Source organism: Streptococcus sp. IsoGale021 (assembly GCF_031142795.1).
GTDB lineage: Bacteria > Bacillota > Bacilli > Lactobacillales > Streptococcaceae > Streptococcus > Streptococcus hominis.
In genome coordinates this window covers 38,621-57,286 of sequence record NZ_JAKZJH010000007.1, presented here as the reverse complement: position 1 = coordinate 57,286, position 18,666 = coordinate 38,621, and the positions used below count along the sequence as shown (strand labels likewise).

17 protein-coding genes are annotated in these 18,666 nt (G+C 39.3%); all 17 read left to right on the top strand.

The genetic code is table 11. From position 1 onward, the window contains the following. The first annotated feature begins 93 nt into the window (after positions 1-93). The gene (locus RG565_RS06365; RefSeq protein ID WP_049533568.1) at positions 94-1,293 is read left to right on the top strand and encodes a phosphoglycerate kinase; all 1,200 of its coding nucleotides are present in this window, start codon (positions 94-96) and stop codon (positions 1,291-1,293) included. Positions 1,294-1,514: 221 nt separating this feature from the next. Next, a complete protein-coding gene (locus tag RG565_RS06360) occupies positions 1,515-6,194 on the top strand; it encodes an antigen I/II family LPXTG-anchored adhesin (RefSeq protein WP_308937460.1) in 4,680 nt (1,559 codons plus the stop codon). Positions 6,195-6,376: 182 nt separating this feature from the next. Next, complete coding sequence (locus RG565_RS06355; protein WP_247937374.1) at positions 6,377-7,060, top strand: CHAP domain-containing protein; 684 nt, start codon at positions 6,377-6,379, stop codon at positions 7,058-7,060. A gap of 150 nt (positions 7,061-7,210) precedes the next feature. Next, on the top strand, positions 7,211-7,741 hold the full coding sequence (locus tag RG565_RS06350; protein ID WP_003028466.1) for an aromatic acid exporter family protein: 531 nt from the start codon (positions 7,211-7,213) through the stop codon (positions 7,739-7,741). Positions 7,742-7,817: 76 nt separating this feature from the next. Beyond that, positions 7,818-8,177, top strand: a complete 360-nt coding sequence (locus RG565_RS06345) for a MerR family transcriptional regulator (RefSeq protein ID WP_003028467.1) — start codon at positions 7,818-7,820, stop codon at positions 8,175-8,177. Positions 8,178-8,214: 37 nt separating this feature from the next. Beyond that, a complete protein-coding gene (gene glnA, locus RG565_RS06340) occupies positions 8,215-9,561 on the top strand; it encodes a type I glutamate--ammonia ligase (RefSeq protein ID WP_247937373.1) in 1,347 nt (448 codons plus the stop codon). Positions 9,562-9,745: 184 nt separating this feature from the next. Then, complete coding sequence (locus RG565_RS06335) at positions 9,746-10,111, top strand: DUF1033 family protein (protein WP_247937372.1); 366 nt, start codon at positions 9,746-9,748, stop codon at positions 10,109-10,111. A 69-nt stretch (positions 10,112-10,180) separates the two neighbouring features. Beyond that, positions 10,181-11,122, top strand: a complete 942-nt coding sequence (gene comGA, locus RG565_RS06330; protein ID WP_247937371.1) for a competence type IV pilus ATPase ComGA — start codon at positions 10,181-10,183, stop codon at positions 11,120-11,122. Then, positions 11,064-12,086, top strand: coding sequence for a competence type IV pilus assembly protein ComGB (comGB, locus tag RG565_RS06325; protein WP_247937370.1), 1,023 nt, complete (start codon positions 11,064-11,066; stop codon positions 12,084-12,086). The genes comGA and comGB overlap by 59 nt, the downstream gene beginning before the upstream one ends. Beyond that, complete coding sequence (gene comGC, locus RG565_RS06320; protein WP_247937369.1) at positions 12,083-12,400, top strand: competence type IV pilus major pilin ComGC; 318 nt, start codon at positions 12,083-12,085, stop codon at positions 12,398-12,400. The genes comGB and comGC overlap by 4 nt, the downstream gene beginning before the upstream one ends. Further along, positions 12,360-12,788, top strand: a complete 429-nt coding sequence (gene comGD, locus RG565_RS06315; protein WP_247937368.1) for a competence type IV pilus minor pilin ComGD — start codon at positions 12,360-12,362, stop codon at positions 12,786-12,788. The genes comGC and comGD overlap by 41 nt, the downstream gene beginning before the upstream one ends. Next, complete coding sequence (comGE, locus tag RG565_RS06310) at positions 12,760-13,053, top strand: competence type IV pilus minor pilin ComGE (RefSeq protein ID WP_049517016.1); 294 nt, start codon at positions 12,760-12,762, stop codon at positions 13,051-13,053. Before comGD ends, comGE begins: the two co-directional genes overlap by 29 nt. Next, positions 13,037-13,474, top strand: a complete 438-nt coding sequence (comGF, locus tag RG565_RS06305; RefSeq protein WP_247937367.1) for a competence type IV pilus minor pilin ComGF — start codon at positions 13,037-13,039, stop codon at positions 13,472-13,474. The genes comGE and comGF overlap by 17 nt, the downstream gene beginning before the upstream one ends. Then, entirely contained in the window at positions 13,455-13,781 is a 327-nt protein-coding gene (gene comGG, locus RG565_RS06300) for a competence type IV pilus minor pilin ComGG (protein ID WP_268732165.1), read from the top strand. Before comGF ends, comGG begins: the two co-directional genes overlap by 20 nt. 71 nt (positions 13,782-13,852) lie before the next feature. Further along, complete coding sequence (locus tag RG565_RS06295; protein ID WP_247937366.1) at positions 13,853-14,806, top strand: class I SAM-dependent methyltransferase; 954 nt, start codon at positions 13,853-13,855, stop codon at positions 14,804-14,806. A gap of 46 nt (positions 14,807-14,852) precedes the next feature. Then, positions 14,853-16,052: an acetate kinase gene (locus RG565_RS06290; protein WP_247937365.1), complete on the top strand. Its 1,200-nt coding sequence runs from the start codon at positions 14,853-14,855 to the stop codon at positions 16,050-16,052. A gap of 386 nt (positions 16,053-16,438) precedes the next feature. Further along, positions 16,439-18,253, top strand: a complete 1,815-nt coding sequence (glmS, locus tag RG565_RS06285) for a glutamine--fructose-6-phosphate transaminase (isomerizing) (protein ID WP_247937386.1) — start codon at positions 16,439-16,441, stop codon at positions 18,251-18,253. Positions 18,254-18,666: the final 413 nt, after the last annotated feature.

Genomic DNA, 18,666 nt, shown 5'->3' with positions numbered 1-18,666 from the left:
ATTATTTTGTGAAAACTTTCCTTATATCAAGAAAACTTTTAGAAAATATGATATAATAGTTTCGTATAAAATAGAAAAAGGAGTTTTTGTAACATGGCAAAACTTACTGTTAAAGACGTTGAATTGAAAGGCAAAAAAGTCCTTGTTCGCGTTGATTTCAATGTGCCGCTTAAAGACGGAGCTATCACAAATGACAACCGTATCTCAGCTGCTCTTCCAACAATCAAGTATATCCTTGAACATGGTGGACGTGCTATTCTTTTTTCTCACCTTGGACGTGTGAAAGAAGAAGCTGATAAAGAAGGAAAATCTCTTGCACCAGTTGCGGCTGATTTAGCTAAAAAATTAGGTCAAGATGTTGCTTTCCTTCCAGGAGTAACTCGTGGAGCAGAGCTTGAAGCAGCGATCAATGCCCTTAAAGACGGTGAAGTTCTTCTTGTTGAAAACACTCGTTTTGAAGATGTTGACGGCAAGAAAGAATCTAAAAACGATCCAGAACTTGGTAAATATTGGGCAAGCCTTGGAGACGGTATCTTTGTAAATGATGCATTTGGTACAGCTCATCGTGCTCACGCTTCAAATGTTGGTATTTCTGCTAATGTGGACAAAGCAGTTGCAGGTTTCCTTCTTGAAAACGAAATTGCTTATATCAAAGAAGCTGTTGAAAATCCAGTTCGTCCATTTGTAGCAATCCTAGGTGGTTCTAAAGTATCAGACAAGATTGGTGTTATCGAAAATCTTCTTGAAAAAGCTGATAAAGTCCTTATCGGTGGTGGTATGACTTATACTTTCTACAAAGCACAAGGTATCGAAATCGGTAACTCACTTGTAGAAGAAGATAAGTTGGAGGTTGCGAAAGCTCTGCTTGAAAAAGCAAACGGTAAATTGATTTTGCCAGTTGACTCGAAAGAAGCCAATGCTTTTGCGGACTACACTGAAGTAAAAGATACTGAAGGTGAAGCAGTAGACCCTGGTTTCCTTGGACTTGATATCGGTCCTAAATCAATCGCTAAATTTGACCAAGAATTGACTGGTGCGAAAACAGTTGTTTGGAATGGTCCAATGGGTGTCTTTGAAAATCCTGACTTCCAAGCTGGTACAATCGGTGTCATGGACGCTATCGTGAAACAACCAGGCGTGAAATCTATCATCGGTGGTGGTGACTCAGCTGCTGCAGCTATCAATCTTGGTCGAGCAGACAAGTTTTCATGGATCTCTACAGGTGGCGGCGCTAGCATGGAGCTTCTCGAAGGTAAAGAGTTACCAGGACTTGCAGCACTTACCGAAAAATAATTTTAACAGAAGGCGGTTTTTCCGCCTTTTTTATATTTTGTAAATAAACTAGCTAGTTTCTGTATTTTAATTTGCTGTATTCACGGTTTTGAAATAAAATAAGTAAAGGATTGAAAGAGTGTGCTACACACTTGTAAATGTTTTGAAAAGTTGCTAAAATATAATAAGTGTCAAATTTAAAGTAATTTGAACAATCTAATAATTTGAAATAAGGAAGAAAAATGCAAAAAAGAGAAGTATTTGGTTTTCGTAAAAGTAAAATTAGCAAAACGCTTTGTGGCGCTGTTCTAGGGACCGTAGCAGCGGTTTCTATGGCAGGACAACATGTTTTTGCTGATGAAACGACAACAACGACAAGTAAAGTAGATACCACAGCTGTGGTTGGAACCCAAACAGGCAATCCAGCCACTAATTTGCCAGATGCTCAAGGAAATGCGAGCAATGAAGCAGAACAGAGTCAAAAACAAGCTGGAGAGTCAAATGGCTCCATGCCAGTAGAAGTGCCTAAAACTGATGTTAATCAAGCAATAAATAATGCTCAAGCTGCTGGTGTTAATGTTGTCCAAGATGAAACTGTTGATAAAGGGACGGTAAAAACAGCTCAAGAGGCGGATCAAAAAGAAACTGAAATTAAAGAAGACTATGCCAAACAAGCTGAAGACATCAAGAAAACGACAGATCAATATAAGTCGGATGTAGCCGCTCATGAAGCAGAAGTTTCTAAGATCAACGCTGAAAATCAAGCAACTAAAGAACAATATGAGAAGGATATGGCTGCTCACAAAGCAGAGGTTGAACGGATTAATGCCGCCAACGCAGCAGCAAAAGCTGAATACGCAGCTAAATTAGCCCAATATCAAGCTGATTTAGCGGCTATCCGAAAAGCTAATGCCGATAACGAAGCAGATTATCAAACCCAATTAGCCGCCTATCGAGCAGAATTAGAACGTGTTCAAAAAGCCAATGCCGAAGCTAAGGCTGCCTATGAAAAAGCAGTAGCAGAAAATACAGCAGCCAATGCAGCGATTACAGCAGAAAACGAAGCCATCAAACAGCGCAATGCAACAGCAAAAGCTGAATACGCAGCTAAATTAGCCCAATATCAAGCTGATTTAGCGGCTATCCGAAAAGCTAATGCCGATAACGAAGCAGATTACCAAGCCAAGCTGGCAGCTTATCAAACAGATCTGGCTCGTGTTCAAAAAGCCAATGCCGAAGCTAAGGCTGCCTATGAAAAAGCAGTAGCAGAAAATACAGTGGCCAATGCAGCGATTACAGCAGAAAACAAAGCCATCAAACAGCGCAATACAATCGCAAAAGCAGATTATGAAGCTAAATTAGCTCAATATCAAGCGGATTTAGCTGCGGTGAAAAAAGCTAATGCCGATAACGAAGCAGATTACCAAGCCAAGCTGGCAGCTTATCAAACAGAGCTGGCTCGTGTTCAAAAAGCCAATGCCGAAGCTAAGGCTGCCTATGAAAAAGCAGTAGCAGAAAATACAGTGGCCAATGCAGCGATTACAGCAGAAAACAAAGCCATCAAACAGCGCAATACAATCGCAAAAGCAGATTATGAAGCTAAATTAGCTCAATACCAAGCGGATCTTGCTAAATATCAAAAAGATCTAGCTGAATATCCAAGCAAGCTCAAAGCCTATGAAGATGAACAGGCAGCTATTAAGGCAGCGCTAGCTGAACTAGAAAAACATAAAAATGAAGATGGGAACTTAACTGAACCTTCTGCTCAAAGCTTGGTCTACGATCTTGAACCAAATGCAAATCTATCTTTGACAACAGATGGGAAGTTCCTTAAGGCTTCTGCTGTAGATGATGCATTTAGCAAAAGTACGTCAAAAGGAAAATATGATCAAAAGATCCTGCAGTTAGATGATTTAGATATAAGCAACTTAGAGCAGGCTGATGATGTGGCTTCATCTATGGAGCTTTATGGTAATTTTGGCACTAAAGCAGGTTGGACTACAACAGTCAGCAGTTCTGGTGTGGCAAAGTGGGGTTCTGTACTCTTAGAGCGCGGTCAAAGTGCTACGGCAACCTATACTAATCTTCAAAATTCCTACTATAATGGTAAAAAGATTTCTAAAATTGTTTACAAGTATACAGTAGACCCTGAATCAAAATTTAAGGGTCAAAAGGTTTGGTTAGGTATTTTCACCGATCCAACTTTAGGTGTTTTTGCTTCCGCTTATACTGGTCAGGTAGAGCAAAATACTTCCATCTTCATTAAAAATGAATTTACTTTTTATGACGAAGAGGGAAATCCGATCAACTTTGACAATGCCCTGCTATCAGTAGCTTCTCTTAATCGTGAACATAATTCTATTGAAATGGCTAAAGATTATACAGGTAAATTCGTTAAAATTTCAGGGTCATCTATTGGTGAGAAAAATGGTATGATTTATGCAACGGATACCCTAAACTTTAAACAGGGTGAAGGCGGTGCCCGTTGGACTATGTATAAGAACAGTCAATCAGGTTCTGGTTGGGATACTTCAGATGCCCCTAACTCCTGGTATGGTGCAGGTGCTATTAAGATGTCTGGGTCTAATAACAAAGTTACAGTAGGTGCAACCTCCGCAACAAATGTAATGTCCGTTTCTGAAATGCCTAAAGTCAACGGAAAAGACAATACAGAAGGGAAAAAACCAAATATTTGGTACTCCCTCAATGGTAAGATTCGTGCGGTTAATGTTCCTAAGGTGACCAAGGAAAAACCAACACCACCGGTGGAACCAACATCTCCCGCTCAACCAACCTATGAGACCGAGAAACCATTAGAGCCAGATCCAGTAGCTCCGACCTATGAAGCAAAGCCAACACCGCCAACCAGAACTCCGGATCAGGAAGAGCCCAATAAGCCGACAGAGCCAACTTATGAGGCCGAAAAACCATTAGAGCCGGCTCCAGTAGCTCCGACTTATGAAGCAGAACCAACACCGCCAACCAGAACTCCGGATCAGGAAGAGCCCAATAAGCCGACAGAGCCAACTTATGAGACCGAAAAACCATTAGAGCCGGCTCCTGTTGCGCCAAGTTATGAAGCAGAGCCAACACCGCCAACCCCAACACCAGATCAACCAGAACCAAACAAACCTGCTGAACCAACTTATGAGGTGTTACCAACACCGCCAGCAAATCCTGTCTATAAGAAGACGCCTCCGGCTCTGGCTGTACCGACTGTTCACTACCATTACTTTAAGTTAGCCGTACAGCCACAAGTCAATAAAGAAATTAAAAATAATAATGATGCGAATATTGATAAAACGCTGGTAGCTAAACAGTCTATCGTTAAGTTTCAGTTGAAGACAGCCGATCTACCAGCTGGACGGGATAAGACGACTTCCTTTGTTTTAGTCGATCCATTACCCTCTGGCTATCAATTGGATCTTGAGGCAACGAAAGTAGCTAGTCCTGGCTTTGATGTTAGCTATGATTCAGCGACGAATACAGTTACCTTCAAAGCAACTGCACAAACTTTGGCTGCTTTTAATGCGGATCTGACCAAGTCAGTAGCAACGGTTTATCCGACCGTAGTGGGACAAGTCCTTAATGATGGTGCAACTTATAAAAATAACTTCACGCTAACAGTCAATGATGCTCATGGAATTAAATCCAATATCGTTCGTGTGACAACACCGGGCAAACCAAACGATCCGGATAATCCAAGTAACAACTACATCAAACCAAGTAAAGTAAACAAGAACAAAGACGGTGTGGTGATTGATGGGAAGACTGTTCTTGCAGGATCAACTAATTATTATGAGCTGACTTGGGATTTGGATCAATACAAAGGAGACAAATCGTCAGCGGATACCATTCAAAAAGGGTTCTATTATGTTGATGATTATCCAGAAGAAGCACTGGATTTACGTCAGGATTTAGTGGCGATGAAAGATGCTAATGGAAATCCTGTAACAGGTGTCAGCGTCGCTCATTATAAGAGTGTGGAGACTGCACCTCAAGCAGTTAAAGATATGCTTACCAAAGCCCGTATTCATCCTAAAGGTGCTTTCCAAGTCTTTACGGCAGATGATCCACAAGCGTTTTATGATACTTATGTTAAAACAGGCATCAATTTGACGCTTGTCTCTCCAATGGTGGTGAAAGCACAAATGGGTCAAACAGGTGGCAGCTATGAAAACCGAGCTTACCAAATTGACTTTGGTAATGGTTATGAATCCAATATTGTCACGAATAATGTTCCTAAAATTGATCCTAAAAAGGATGTCACTTTAACATTGGATCCCGCAGACACCAACAATGTGGATGGTCAAACACTTCCGTTAAATACAGTCTTTAATTACCGTTTAATCGGTGGTATCATTCCTTCAAATCATTCAGAAGAGCTCTTTGAATACAGTTTCTCTGATGATTATGATCAAACAGGCGATCAATATACTGGTCAGTATAAGGTCTTTGCCAAGGTTGATATGACTCTTAAAGATGGAACAGTTATCAAATCAGGTGATGATTTAACGAAGTATACGGAAGCAGAAGTTGATTCAGTTAAAGGAATCATTACGATTAAATTCAAGGAAGATTTCTTACGCTCTGTTTCAGTTGATTCAGCTTTCCAAGCCGAAAGCTATGTCCAAATGAAACGGATTGCAGTTGGTACTTTTGAAAATACCTATGTAAATACGGTTAATGGTGTGACTTACGCATCTAATACAGTTCGTACAACGACACCAAAACCGAAAACTCCAACCCCATCAACCCCATCAACTCCAGCTAAACCGAAGCAGGCACTTCATGCTTTAGCTGTTCCAAGCCTTCCAAGAACAGGAACGAGTGTGAGCTATATGCCTTACTTGGGAGTAGCTGCATTGTTAAGTGTTTTAGGCTTAGGACAGTTAAAACGGAAAACAGAGGAGAATGACTAAGTTTTGGTTGGATTGACTTGAGATTTTCCGTTAATTTATGGCTATTTTAATAAGGCTAAAAGATAGATTTTAAGCTTCTGTCTTTTAACCTTATTTTTTGTAATGATTTCAAAATATAGGATTAAAATTTATGCAATAATTATATAGTAATATAGGATAGGAAATAGAAAAAGGAGAAGGTTATGAAAGTCAGTCAATTATCTAAGTATCCCCATATAGGCAAGTTTACAGTTGGGCTCTCAGCAGCTGTTTTATTGTTGATAGTAAGTAAAAACACAGCTAAAGCAGATGCCTATACAGTTCAATATGGTGATTCATTTTATGATATTGCGACAAAATTTGGAATGAGTCCCTATGATTTAGCGGCAAAAAATGGAAAAATAATTTACGATACTATCCTTCCTGGAGATACGTTACAAGTAAATGGCCCAATGGCTACTACTGTTAGTCAGACAAATGCAGTAGCACAACCAACTGCTACAAGTGCAGGTCCAAGTTCTGATACAGAGGATGTGGTACTAAATACGACTACAGCAACAGGAAACTCTTATCCAGTTGGTCAATGCACTTGGGGTGTAAAAACATTGGCACCTTGGGCTAGTAATTGGTGGGGAAATGCAAAAGATTGGGCTACCAATGCTGCATACTCAGGCTTTCGTATAGGAACAACTCCTCAAGTTGGAGCCATTGCTGTTTGGGATGGCGGTCAATTTGGACATGTAGCCTATGTAACAGCTGTGGCAAATAATCGCGCAATTCAAGTGCTGGAGTCAAATTACAAAGGTCAAAAACAAGTTAACAATTACCGTGGTTGGTTTGACCCTACAATATTTTATGGAAAGGTAACTTATATTTACCCTTATTGATAAACTTTTCCTATACATAGAAATCATTAAATAATGAAAGTGGAATAGTTAGTTGTTCCACTTTTTTTATTGGAAAAATATAATTCCATAAGAAAGTTCATTATCTTTTCTCTAAAATATGTTAGAATAAAGATAAAAGGAAATGCGTGAATGGGTTATTTTAAGAAGTATAAGTTTGATAAGTCGAAATTTAAATTAGGAATGCGAACCTTTAAAACGGGGGTCGCGGTTTTTATTGTTCTGCTTGTCTTTGGGCTTTTTGGCTGGAAAGGGTTACAGATTGGTGCTCTGACAGCTGTTTTCAGTTTGCGCGAAGATTTTGATAAGAGCGTCCATTTTGGAACCTCTCGTATTTTAGGAAATAGTATTGGTGGTTTGTATGCCTTGCTCTTCTTTCTCATCAATAACCTGTTTCATGAGCAGTTTTGGGTGACCTTACTGGTTGTTCCTCTTTGTACGATGTTAACGATTATGACAAATGTCGCTATGAACAACAAAGCGGGAGTGATTGGTGGTGTTTCTGCCATGCTGATTATTACTTTATCTATTCCCACGGGAGAGACAGTTTTGTATGTATTTGCACGTGTCTTTGAGACGTTCATGGGGGTTTTCGTTGCCATGCTGGTCAATTCTGATGTGGATCGCTTGCGGAAAGTATTGAAATTAAAAAGCGAAGAATAATGTTAGAAAATATAACATTAGTTCTTGACGTAGAAATTTTTTCAGATTATAATAGAGCATAAGAAAGGAATTTGCAATGAAGGAAAAAGAATTTCGTCGCAATATGGCTGTTTTTCCCATTGGTAGCGTTATGAAATTGACGGATTTGACAGCACGTCAGATTCGTTATTATGAAGATCAAGAATTGATTAAGCCTGATCGAAATGAAGGAAATCGCCGCATGTATTCATTAAATGATATGGATCGCTTGTTGGAGATTAAAGATTACATTTCAGAAGGTTACAATATTGCTGCGATTAAGCGAAAATACGCCGAGCGCGAAGCGAAATACAAGAAGCCGGTGAGTGAGAAAGACGTTCGTCGAGCCCTTCATAAAGACATTTTACAACAAGGTCGCTTTGCTTCTTCCCTTCCACCATTTGGTCGTATGCATTGACCAATATTAATTTTTAAAATTTTATAAGGAGATACTCATGTCAATTACAGTAGCTGACATTCGTCGCGAAGTGAAAGAAAAAAATGTTACCTTTATCCGTTTGATGTTTTCAGACGTTCTGGGAACAATGAAAAACGTTGAAATTCCAGCGACCGATGAACAGCTGAATAAAGTTTTGTCAAATAAAGTAATGTTTGATGGTTCTTCCATTGAAGGTTTTGTGCGTATCAATGAGTCAGATATGTACCTTTATCCTGACTTGGATACATGGACGGTTTTCCCTTGGGGAGACGAAAACGGAAGTGTCGCAGGACTGATTTGCGATGTCTATACGACGGAAGGAACGCCTTTTAAAGGAGATCCACGTGGAAATTTAAAACGCGCTTTACGTCACATGGAAGAATTAGGATTCAAATCCTTTAATTTAGGTCCTGAGCCAGAATTTTTCTTATTTAAACTTGATGAGAATGGCGATCCAACTCTTGAGGTAAATGATAAGGGCGGCTATTTTGACCTTGCGCCGACTGATCTGGCTGACAATACACGCCGTGAAATCGTCAATGTTCTTACAACAATGGGATTTGAAGTAGAAGCCAGTCACCATGAAGTAGCTATTGGTCAGCACGAAATTGACTTTAAATACGATGAAGTGCTCCGTGCCTGTGATAAGATTCAGTTGTTTAAGCTAGTTGTTAAGACAATTGCTCGCAAGCATGGCTTGTACGCTACTTTTATGGCGAAACCAAAATTTGGTATTGCCGGTTCAGGTATGCACTGTAACATGTCGCTCTTTAATCAAGATGGTCAGAATGCATTTTTTGATCCGGAAGATCCAAATGGTATGCAATTATCAGAAACAGCGTACTATTTTCTTGGTGGCTTAATTAAGCATGCTTACAATTATACAGCTATCATGAACCCAACTGTCAATTCTTACAAACGTTTGGTTCCGGGGTATGAAGCTCCTGTGTATGTTGCTTGGGCAGGACGAAATCGTTCTCCACTTGTTCGCGTGCCAGCTTCACGCGGTATGGGAACTCGTTTGGAATTGCGCTCTGTTGACCCAATGGCTAATCCTTATATTGCTATGGCGGTTCTTCTTGAAGTTGGACTTCATGGGGTTGAAAATAAAATTGAAGCACCTGCTCCGATTGAAGAAAATATCTATGTCATGACAGCAGAAGAGCGCAAAGAAGCGGGTATTACAGACCTTCCTTCTACTCTACATAATGCGGTGAAAGCACTGACAGAAGATGAAGTTGTAAAAGCTGCACTTGGGAACCATATTTATACAAGCTTTGTAGAAGCAAAACGCATCGAATGGGCAAGTTATGCCACTTTCGTTTCCCAATGGGAAGTAGACAACTACCTTGATTTGTATTAATAAATTGGAAACGAGGCTTAGAAAAAGTCTCGTTTTCTTGATGAATGAAAAACGACTAATCAGAATAATGCCACTTTTTTCTACAGTTTTGAGCAAATGGCGAAAAAACTGGTATAATGGAGCATATTTATTGAAAATTATGACATTTTCGGTATAATAAACAGAACAAAGGGAGGTGAAGCAGGTGTATCGTGTTATTGAAATGTATGGCAAAGATGAACCGTGGTGGTTTTTCGACGGCTGGGAAGCTAATATCGTATCAGTACAGCATTTTGATAACTATTATGCTGCTTTAAAATATTATAAACGCCAATGGCTGAAGTTGGCAGATTCTTTTCCTTTCTATAAAAGTCGAAGTGATTTGATGTCTATTTTTTGGGATGCAGGAGATTTGCGTTGGTGCGAGGAATGTGGCGACTCTGTTCAGCAGTATCATTCTCTGGCTCTGTTAGAAAATGATACTGTTATTTCCAAAGAAAAAATGCAACCGGGTTACAATAAACAAAATAGTGAAGAGGAACATCGTGCCTGCTCTCTAACATTTAAATAATTTGCAAAATGGTGATTTTTTCACCATTTTTTATTTTCTTCTGCGAATAGTATAAAGTGAGGAGGAGATATGGTTCAAAACATTGCACAGGCTATTATTTGCCAAGCTAAAAAAGAGCAGGCACAGGATATTTACGTTGTTCCAAAGGAGAATATGTATAAGCTATACATGCGAATTGGCGATGAACGGCGTTTTATCCAACAGTATGCATTTGAAGAGATGGCAGCAGTAATTAGTCATTTCAAGTTTACCGCTGGGATGAATGTCGGCGAAAAACGTAGAAGCCAGCTAGGATCTTGTGATTATCAATATGGTGATAAGAAAACGTCAATACGACTGTCAACAGTAGGGGATTATCGTGGATATGAAAGTCTGGTGATTCGTTTATTGCATGATGAAGAGGCAGAGTTGAAGTTTTGGTTTGCTCAAATCCCAGAGCTCAAAGAACGCTTCAAACAACGCGGACTTTATCTTTTTTCGGGACCAGTAGGGAGTGGAAAAACGACTCTCATGCACCAACTTGCCCAAGAGCGCTTTGCTGGTCAGCAAATCATGTCCATTGAAGACCCTGTTGAAATCAAGCAGCCTAGCATGTTACAGTTGCAATTAAATGAAGCGATTGGTTTGACTTATGAAAATTTGATTAAACTTTCTCTACGGCACCGACCGGATTTGCTAATCATCGGAGAAATTCGAGATGGGGAGACAGCACGGGCTGTTGTCCGAGCTAGCTTGACAGGAGTGACTGTCTTTTCAACCATTCATGCTAAAAGCGTACGAGGTGTCTATGAACGGTTGTTGGAATTGGGAGTGACAGAAGCCGAGCTGAAAATTGTCTTGCAAGGGATTTGTTACCAACGTTTAATTGCAAAAGGAGGAATAGTGGATTTTGTCAGTGAAAAGTATCAAGAACACGAGCCAAGCGACTGGAATCGACAGATTGATCAGCTTCATGCAGCAGGACATATCAATCTTGAACAAGCAGAAGCGGAAAAAATTATCCACAGTTAAGCAGAAAAAGGTCGTAGAGTTACTGAATAATCTTTTTTCTAGTGGCTTTCATTTGGCAGAAATTATCGACTTTTTGAAGCGAAGTGCCTTGTTAGAAGAAGTCTATGTGGACAGGATGAAAGAGGGGTTGTCAACAGGAAAGCCTTTTTCGGACATTATGGCAAGCTTAGGTTTTTCAGATAACGTGGTGACACAGCTTTCGCTGGCAGAATTACACGGAAATCTCTCACTCAGCCTGAGTAAGATTGAGGAATACTTGGAAAATATCTCAAAAATTAAGAAGAAGTTGGTTGAAGTGGCGACTTATCCCTTTATTTTGTTTGTTTTTTTGATATTCATTATGCTGGGATTACGTAATTATTTACTCCCGCAACTCGATCGTCAAAATATAGCAACTCAGATTATCAGTAATTTGCCGCAACTTTTTCTGGGTTCATTAGGAGTAGTCCTTGTTTTGTTCGTGATAGGTTTTTATTGGTTTCAGAAAAGCTCCAAAATAGCAGCATTTCGTTTGTTGGCTCGCCTTCCTTTTTTTGGTGCTTTTATTCAAACGTATTTGACAGCTTATTATGCGAGAGAATGGGGGAATATGATTGGTCAAGGTTTAGAACTTAGTCAGATTTTTCAGATGATGCAAGGACAACGCTCTGCTATGTTTCAAGAAATTGGGAAAGATTTAGAAGTTGCACTGCAAAATGGTCAGGAATTTTCGCAAAGGGTTAAAACATACCCATTTTTTAAAAAGGAATTGGGCTTGATGATCGAATACGGCGAAGTGAAGTCTAGATTGGGGCGTGAATTAGAAGTTTATGCTCAAAAAACATGGGAGACATTTTTTAAACGTGTTCACCAAGCGATGAATGTCATCCAACCACTAGTGTTTGTCTTTGTGGCTTTAATGATTGTATTGCTGTATGCAGCCATGTTGCTGCCAATTTATCAAAATATGGAGGTTCAATTATGAAAAAATTAAAAAGATTGAAGGTTAAAGGTTTTACTTTAGTAGAGATGTTAGTCGTGCTCCTTATCATCAGTGTTTTGATGCTCTTATTTGTACCGAATTTGACCAAGCAAAAAGAAGCGGTGACAGAAAAAGGAAATGCAGCGGTGGTAAAAGTTGTGGAAAGCCAAGCGGAGCTGTTTGAGGTCAATCACACTAATGAAAAAGCGACACTCTCAAAATTAGTCAACGAAGGCACGATTACAGACAAGCAAGCGGCATCTTATAAGGCTTACTATGCGAAACATACAAAAGAAGCTCGTTCCGTTGCAGATTAAGGGATTTACGCTTTTGGAAAGTTTACTGACTTTATTTATAACGAGTTTCTTATTGCTTGCTGTGTCGGGCTCTGTTCGTTCTTCTTTTGAACAGGTGGAAGAGCAGATTTTCTTTCTGGAGTTTGAGCATTTTTATCGGGAAAGTCAGAAGTTGAGTAGTTCAGCTCAAAGTCAATTGGACATGAATTTTTCTCGCGAGAGGATTTCCAATGGTTACAACCATTTGGCGGTTCCTCATTCGATTCAAGCGCCAGAAGATTTGACGCTTCATTTTGATAAGGCAGGTGGTAATTCATCGCTCGGAAAGATTGTCTTTCAGACAAAAAAGCAGACAGTTACGTATCAATTATATCTAGGAAATGGAAAATTTAAGAAAACAACGCGTTAGAGGAACAATTTTATTAGAGGCGCTGCTGGCTTTGGCTGTTTTTGCGACAATTGTGACCCTGTTGTTGGGACAAATTCACCAGTCTCGAAAAGCAGAAAATGACTTGCTTAGAGAAGAAGAAGTTTTAAGGGTAGCTAAAATGGCTTTGCAGACAAAGCAAAGCCATTTGACAATGAACGGTATTGAAGTGCGTGTTGAAACAAGTCAACAAGGTATTCAAATTTATCATGGGAAGGAGCTGATTCTCGGTGTTCAAGGCAAATAAAGTGAAAGCTTTTACCCTTTTAGAGGCTCTGATTGCCTTATTTGTACTCAGCGGAAGTGTGCTGCTTTTTCAGTCAATGACGCGTCTTCTGGCTTTTGAAGTTCAAGCTCGGCAACATAGTGAACAACGAGAATGGCTTTTGTTTGCTGATCAACTAGAAGCAGAGTTGGCTCGTTCTTCATTTGAAAAGGTGGAGAATAATCGTTTATATATGAAACAGGACAGCAAGGTGATTGCATTTGGAAAGTCAAGTGGACAGGATTTTAGAAAAACCAATGCGAATGGGAAAGGTTACCAGCCGATGGTTTATGATGTGAAAAAAGCAGAAATCTCACAGAAAAATGAGCTGATTCATGTCAGACTGACGTTTAGGCGAGGATTGGAAAGGGAGTTTGTCTATCGTGTGGAAACAGAAAGTTAAAGCGGGCATTATGCTCTATGCCCTCTTTATGGCGGCAGTTTTTAGCTTGCTTTTACAATTTTACCTTCATCGTCAAACTGCTAATCATAGGAATTTCACCCTAAACCGAGAACGAACACAGGCTTATGCAATGGCTCTTCTAGCCAACGAAAATTCTAAGCAAAGGGAATTTGATAAAGGGTATGTCCAAGACCAAAAGAGTGAGAAAGAGCTCATCTTGACAGTAACAATGAAGACTGGTCGCTGTTATCAATTTTCCTTTCCGACCGAAAAAGTAAAGCAGATGGATAAAAAATTGAATAAATAAATGGTGTGTATGTAACAGAGTACACTCGCAAAAAAAGCTAAATTTTGGTATGATAGGGAGCGGAGGATGCTATGAATTTTGAAAAAATTGAACAGGCCTATACGCTCTTGTTAGAAAATGTCCAAGAAATCCAAAATGATCTTTTAACGAGCTTTTATGATGCTTTGATAGAGCAAAATGGCAGCTATCTGGACGGGGATATTGAACTAGATAGTGTTCGGCAGAACAATGAAAAACTGAAAGCGTTGAAATTAAGTAAAGAAGAATGGCGACGAGCCTACCAGTTTTTGCTGATGAAAGCAGCTCAAACAGAGCCTTTACAAGCCAATCATCAATTTACTCCAGATTCTATTGGATTTATCTTAACCTTTCTCATTGATCAATTGAGTAAAAAAGAACACATTGATATTTTAGAAATTGGTAGTGGAATGGGGAATTTAGCTGAGACGATTCTCAATAATACACAAAAAAACGTGGATTATCTAGGGCTAGAATTGGACGATCTGTTAATTGATATATCAGCCAGTATCGCAGATGTGATGGACGCAAAGGTCAGTTTTGTACAAGGCGACGCAGTGCGTCCGCAGGTATTGAAAGAAAGCGATGTGATTATTAGCGATTTACCAGTTGGCTTTTATCCTGATGATAGCATTGCGGCGCGCTATGAAGTGGCTAGTACAGAGGAGCATACTTATGCTCATCATCTGTTAATGGAGCAATCGCTCAAGTATCTCAAATCAGGCGGTTATGCTATTTTCCTTGCACCGAATGATTTATTGACTAGTTCGCAAAGTGATTTGCTGAAAACTTGGCTACAAAAGCATGCCCAGATAGTTGCGATGATTGCATTGCCAGAAGCACTCTTTGGAAATGCCGCTTATGCCAAGACAATTTTTGTGCTGAAAAAGCAAGAAGAACAAGCTGTTCAACCGTTTGTTTATGCTTTGTCCGATTTGCAAGATCAGAACGATTTATTGGAATTTAGCGAAAAGTTTCAAAATTGGAGCAGAGAAAGTGAAATTTAAACAAGTTTTTGATATAATAAATGAAAACGCTTAAAAGAGGTAATTTATGTCAAAAACAATTTCAATCAATGCCGGAAGTTCTAGTTTAAAATGGCAATTATACGAAATGCCAGCTGAAAAGGTCATTGCCAAAGGACTGATTGAACGGATTGGTCTCAAAGACTCCATTTCAACAGTGAAATTTGGCAGTCGTGCAGAAAAGCAAATTTTGGATATTGATGACCACACACAAGCTGTAAAAATTTTGTTAGATGACTTGATGCGCTTTGGTATTATCAAATCCTATGATGAAATCACGGGTGTTGGTCATCGTGTCGTGGCAGGTGGTGAATACTTCAAAGAATCTGCACTTGTTGATAGCGAAGAGGTGATTCAAAAAGTAGAAGAATTAGCACTTCTTGCACCACTTCATAACAAAGCGAATGCAGCAGGAATTCGTGCCTTTAAAGAATTGTTGCCGGATATTACAAGTGTTGTTGTATTTGACACATCTTTCCATACAACAATGCCAGAAAAAGCCTACCGCTATCCATTGCCAACTAAATATTATACCGAAAATAAAGTGCGTAAATATGGAGCGCATGGTACAAGTCATCAGTATGTTACCAAGGAAGCAGCAAAGGCACTTGGAAAGCCACTTGAAGAGTTGAAGCTAATTACTTGCCATATTGGGAATGGTGCTTCCATTACAGCGGTTGATCAAGGAATTTCTGTAGATACTTCAATGGGCTTTACTCCGCTAGGTGGCGTGATGATGGGAACTCGCACAGGGGATATTGATCCGGCGATTATTCCTTATTTGATAGAGCATACAGAAGATTTTAATACACCAGAAGACATCAATTATATTTTAAACAAACAGTCTGGGCTTCTAGGAGTATCTGAAACATCAAGTGATATGCGCGACATTATTGCAGGAATGCATGAAGGCAATCATAATTGTAAACTGGCTTTTGACATTTTTGTTGATCGCATTCAAAAACATATCGGTCAATATTTTGCTGTTTTAAATGGTGCGGATGCGATTATTTTCACAGCTGGCATCGGAGAAAATTCTGATGAGGTGCGCGAAGCTGTTATTTCAGGTCTATCGTGGTTTGGTTGTGATATTTTACCGGAAAAAAATGTACGTGGAGCTGAAGGTATCATCTCAAGTGATGCTGCTAAGGTGAAAGTACTTGTTATTCCTACAGATGAAGAATTAGTTATTGCACGTGATGTTGAGCGCTTCAAAAACCAAAAATAAAACGTTTAATTTACAAGTCATAATATTTAAGAAGAGAAGCTGAGACAGACATTCATGAGCGCCATCCTAATGAATGTCTGTCTCACTCTCTTTCATTTTTGTTTGAAAAAAAGATTGTTGAAGTGATTACCTAATACTCCTGAAACATAAAATGTGGATAAAGATATCTGAATCAACCGTGCAGGTGGGAGAATGAGCTATTTAAAAGTCTTTTGATTTCCTCTATACTTTCTTTTTGAACTATACCAATTTTCTTGTTGACAAATTTACAATAAAATTATATACTGATTTCGCTTGTTTTGGATAGTTGTTATTAGACTATACCAATTTATAAAACGAAGGAGGAAATAGCAGACTTCTGAAAGTTGTTTGCTATAAATAATAGTATGTGTGGAATCGTTGGAGTTGTTGGAAATCGAAATGCAACAGATATTTTAATGCAAGGTCTAGAAAAATTAGAATACCGGGGTTATGATTCGGCTGGGATTTTTGTGACCAATGGGAAAACATCTAGTTTGGTGAAATCAGTTGGTCGCATAGCTGATCTTCGTGCAAAAATCGGGATTGATGTGGCTGGAACTGCTGGTATTGGGCATACACGCTGGGCAACGCATGGAAAACCAAGCGAAAGCAATGCGCATCCACATACTTCTCAAACTGGACGCTTTGTTTTGGTGCATAATGGTGTGATTGAAAATTACCTAGACATCAAGAACACTTATCTCGCTGGACATGATTTAAAAGGTCAAACGGATACAGAAATTGCGGTTCACTTGATTGGAAAATTCGTTGAGGAAGAGGATTTATCAGTTCTTGAAGCATTCAAAAAGGCTCTTCATATTATCGAAGGCTCTTATGCTTTTGCTTTGATGGATGCAAAAGATGCAGATACAGTTTATGTTGCCAAAAATAAATCCCCTCTTTTGGTTGGCTTGGGGGATGGCTACAATATGGTCTGCTCGGATGCTATGGCAATGATCCGTGAAACAAGTGAATTTATGGAAATTCACGACAAAGAATTGGTCATTGTGACAAAAGATGGTGTTCAAGTGCAAGATTATGATGGTAATCCTGTTGAGCGTGAAAGCTACACGGCAGAGCTTGATTTGTCTGACATTGGTAAAGGCACTTATCCTTACTACATGTTGAAGGAGATTGATGAGCAGCCAACTGTGATGCGCAAACTCATCCGAGCTTATACGGCTGAAAATGATAAAGTCTCAGTAGACCCAGCCATTATCCAAGCCGTTCAAGAAGCTGACCGCTTGTATATTTTGGCAGCTGGAACTTCTTATCATGCTGGTTTTGCGACCAAGCGCATGCTAGAAGAATTAACGGATACACCGGTCGAATTGGGAATTTCTTCTGAGTGGGGCTACAGATGGCCATTGCTTAGCAAGAAACCAATGTTTATCTTGATTAGCCAATCTGGCGAAACAGCCGACAGCCGTCAGGTTTTGGTCAAAGCCAATGCTATGGGAATTCCAAGCTTGACTGTAACCAATGTACCGGGTTCAACGTTGTCTCGTGAAGCGACTCACACGATGCTACTTCATGCAGGACCAGAGATTGCGGTTGCTTCTACAAAAGCCTACACAGCACAAATCGCGACTCTTGCATTCCTTGCGAAAGCAGTTGGAGATGCTAATGGCAATGAAAAAGCGAAAACGTTTGATTTAGTGCATGAATTATCCATTGTAGCGCAAGCAATTGAAGCTACACTATCTGAAAAAGACGGTATTGACGAAAAAGTGCGTGATTTACTCGCTACAACACGCAATGCTTTCTATATCGGTCGTGGTCAAGATTATTATGTTGCTATGGAAGCTAGTCTAAAGCTAAAAGAAATTTCTTATATTCAGTGTGAAGGATTTGCAGCAGGAGAATTAAAACATGGAACTATTTCCTTGATTGAAGACGGTACGCCAGTATTAGCCTTGATTTCTTCTGACGAGCAATTGGCCAGCCATACTCGTGGAAATGTGTCAGAGGTCGTAGCGCGTGGTGCAAATGTCTTGACTATTGTGGAAGAAAACGTGGCAAAAGAAGGAGACGATATTGTTTTGATGTCTGTTCATCCATATCTATCACCAATTTCTATGGTCGTGCCTACGCAGTTGATTGCTTACTTCGCAACCCTACATCGTGGACTTGACGTGGATAAACCACGGAACTTGGCTAAATCTGTAACAGTTGAATAATACCTATGAAGAATCATCAAGTGTTGGCTTGGTGATTTTTGTCCTATTGAGATAAAGTGGAAGTCTGATTTTGAAAAAATTATGTAAAACATAAAATTTTAAACTAGAAAGACTAATATTAAAGTAAAGTCAGTCAGAAAAGAAAAACAAAAATTATGTAAATTTTTTCTAAAAATCTATTGACTTTTTTGTTGTTATAGTATATAATTACATTTGTAAACGGAAAGAAAGTCCGTTACACTCGCTCAAACAAGATGAAATTATTAGCTGTGTTCAGTTAAAGAGATTTCATCTCTATTTTGAGAGAGGATTAAAATTATGTAAAATATTAACTGTCCTTATAAGTATAAATCCAAAAGATAGAGTTACTCACTTTGTCTTATATTTTAAGCGGTTATAAAAATTATGTAAAA

What these genes read in the sequence shown, in the direction of transcription:
- RG565_RS06365 (WP_049533568.1), top strand. Translation starts at nt 94, where the DNA reads ATGGCAAAACTTACTGTTAAAGACGTTGAATTGAAAGGCAAAAAAGTC.
- RG565_RS06360 (WP_308937460.1), top strand. Translation starts at nt 1,515, where the DNA reads ATGCAAAAAAGAGAAGTATTTGGTTTTCGTAAAAGTAAAATTAGCAAA.
- RG565_RS06355 (WP_247937374.1), top strand. Translation starts at nt 6,377, where the DNA reads ATGAAAGTCAGTCAATTATCTAAGTATCCCCATATAGGCAAGTTTACA.
- RG565_RS06350 (WP_003028466.1), top strand. Translation starts at nt 7,211, where the DNA reads ATGGGTTATTTTAAGAAGTATAAGTTTGATAAGTCGAAATTTAAATTA.
- RG565_RS06345 (WP_003028467.1), top strand. Translation starts at nt 7,818, where the DNA reads ATGAAGGAAAAAGAATTTCGTCGCAATATGGCTGTTTTTCCCATTGGT.
- glnA (WP_247937373.1), top strand. Translation starts at nt 8,215, where the DNA reads ATGTCAATTACAGTAGCTGACATTCGTCGCGAAGTGAAAGAAAAAAAT.
- comGA (WP_247937371.1), top strand. Translation starts at nt 10,181, where the DNA reads ATGGTTCAAAACATTGCACAGGCTATTATTTGCCAAGCTAAAAAAGAG.
- comGB (WP_247937370.1), top strand. Translation starts at nt 11,064, where the DNA reads ATGCAGCAGGACATATCAATCTTGAACAAGCAGAAGCGGAAAAAATTA.
- comGC (WP_247937369.1), top strand. Translation starts at nt 12,083, where the DNA reads ATGAAAAAATTAAAAAGATTGAAGGTTAAAGGTTTTACTTTAGTAGAG.
- comGD (WP_247937368.1), top strand. Translation starts at nt 12,360, where the DNA reads ATGCGAAACATACAAAAGAAGCTCGTTCCGTTGCAGATTAAGGGATTT.
- comGE (WP_049517016.1), top strand. Translation starts at nt 12,760, where the DNA reads ATGGAAAATTTAAGAAAACAACGCGTTAGAGGAACAATTTTATTAGAG.
- RG565_RS06295 (WP_247937366.1), top strand. Translation starts at nt 13,853, where the DNA reads ATGAATTTTGAAAAAATTGAACAGGCCTATACGCTCTTGTTAGAAAAT.
- RG565_RS06290 (WP_247937365.1), top strand. Translation starts at nt 14,853, where the DNA reads ATGTCAAAAACAATTTCAATCAATGCCGGAAGTTCTAGTTTAAAATGG.
- glmS (WP_247937386.1), top strand. Translation starts at nt 16,439, where the DNA reads ATGTGTGGAATCGTTGGAGTTGTTGGAAATCGAAATGCAACAGATATT.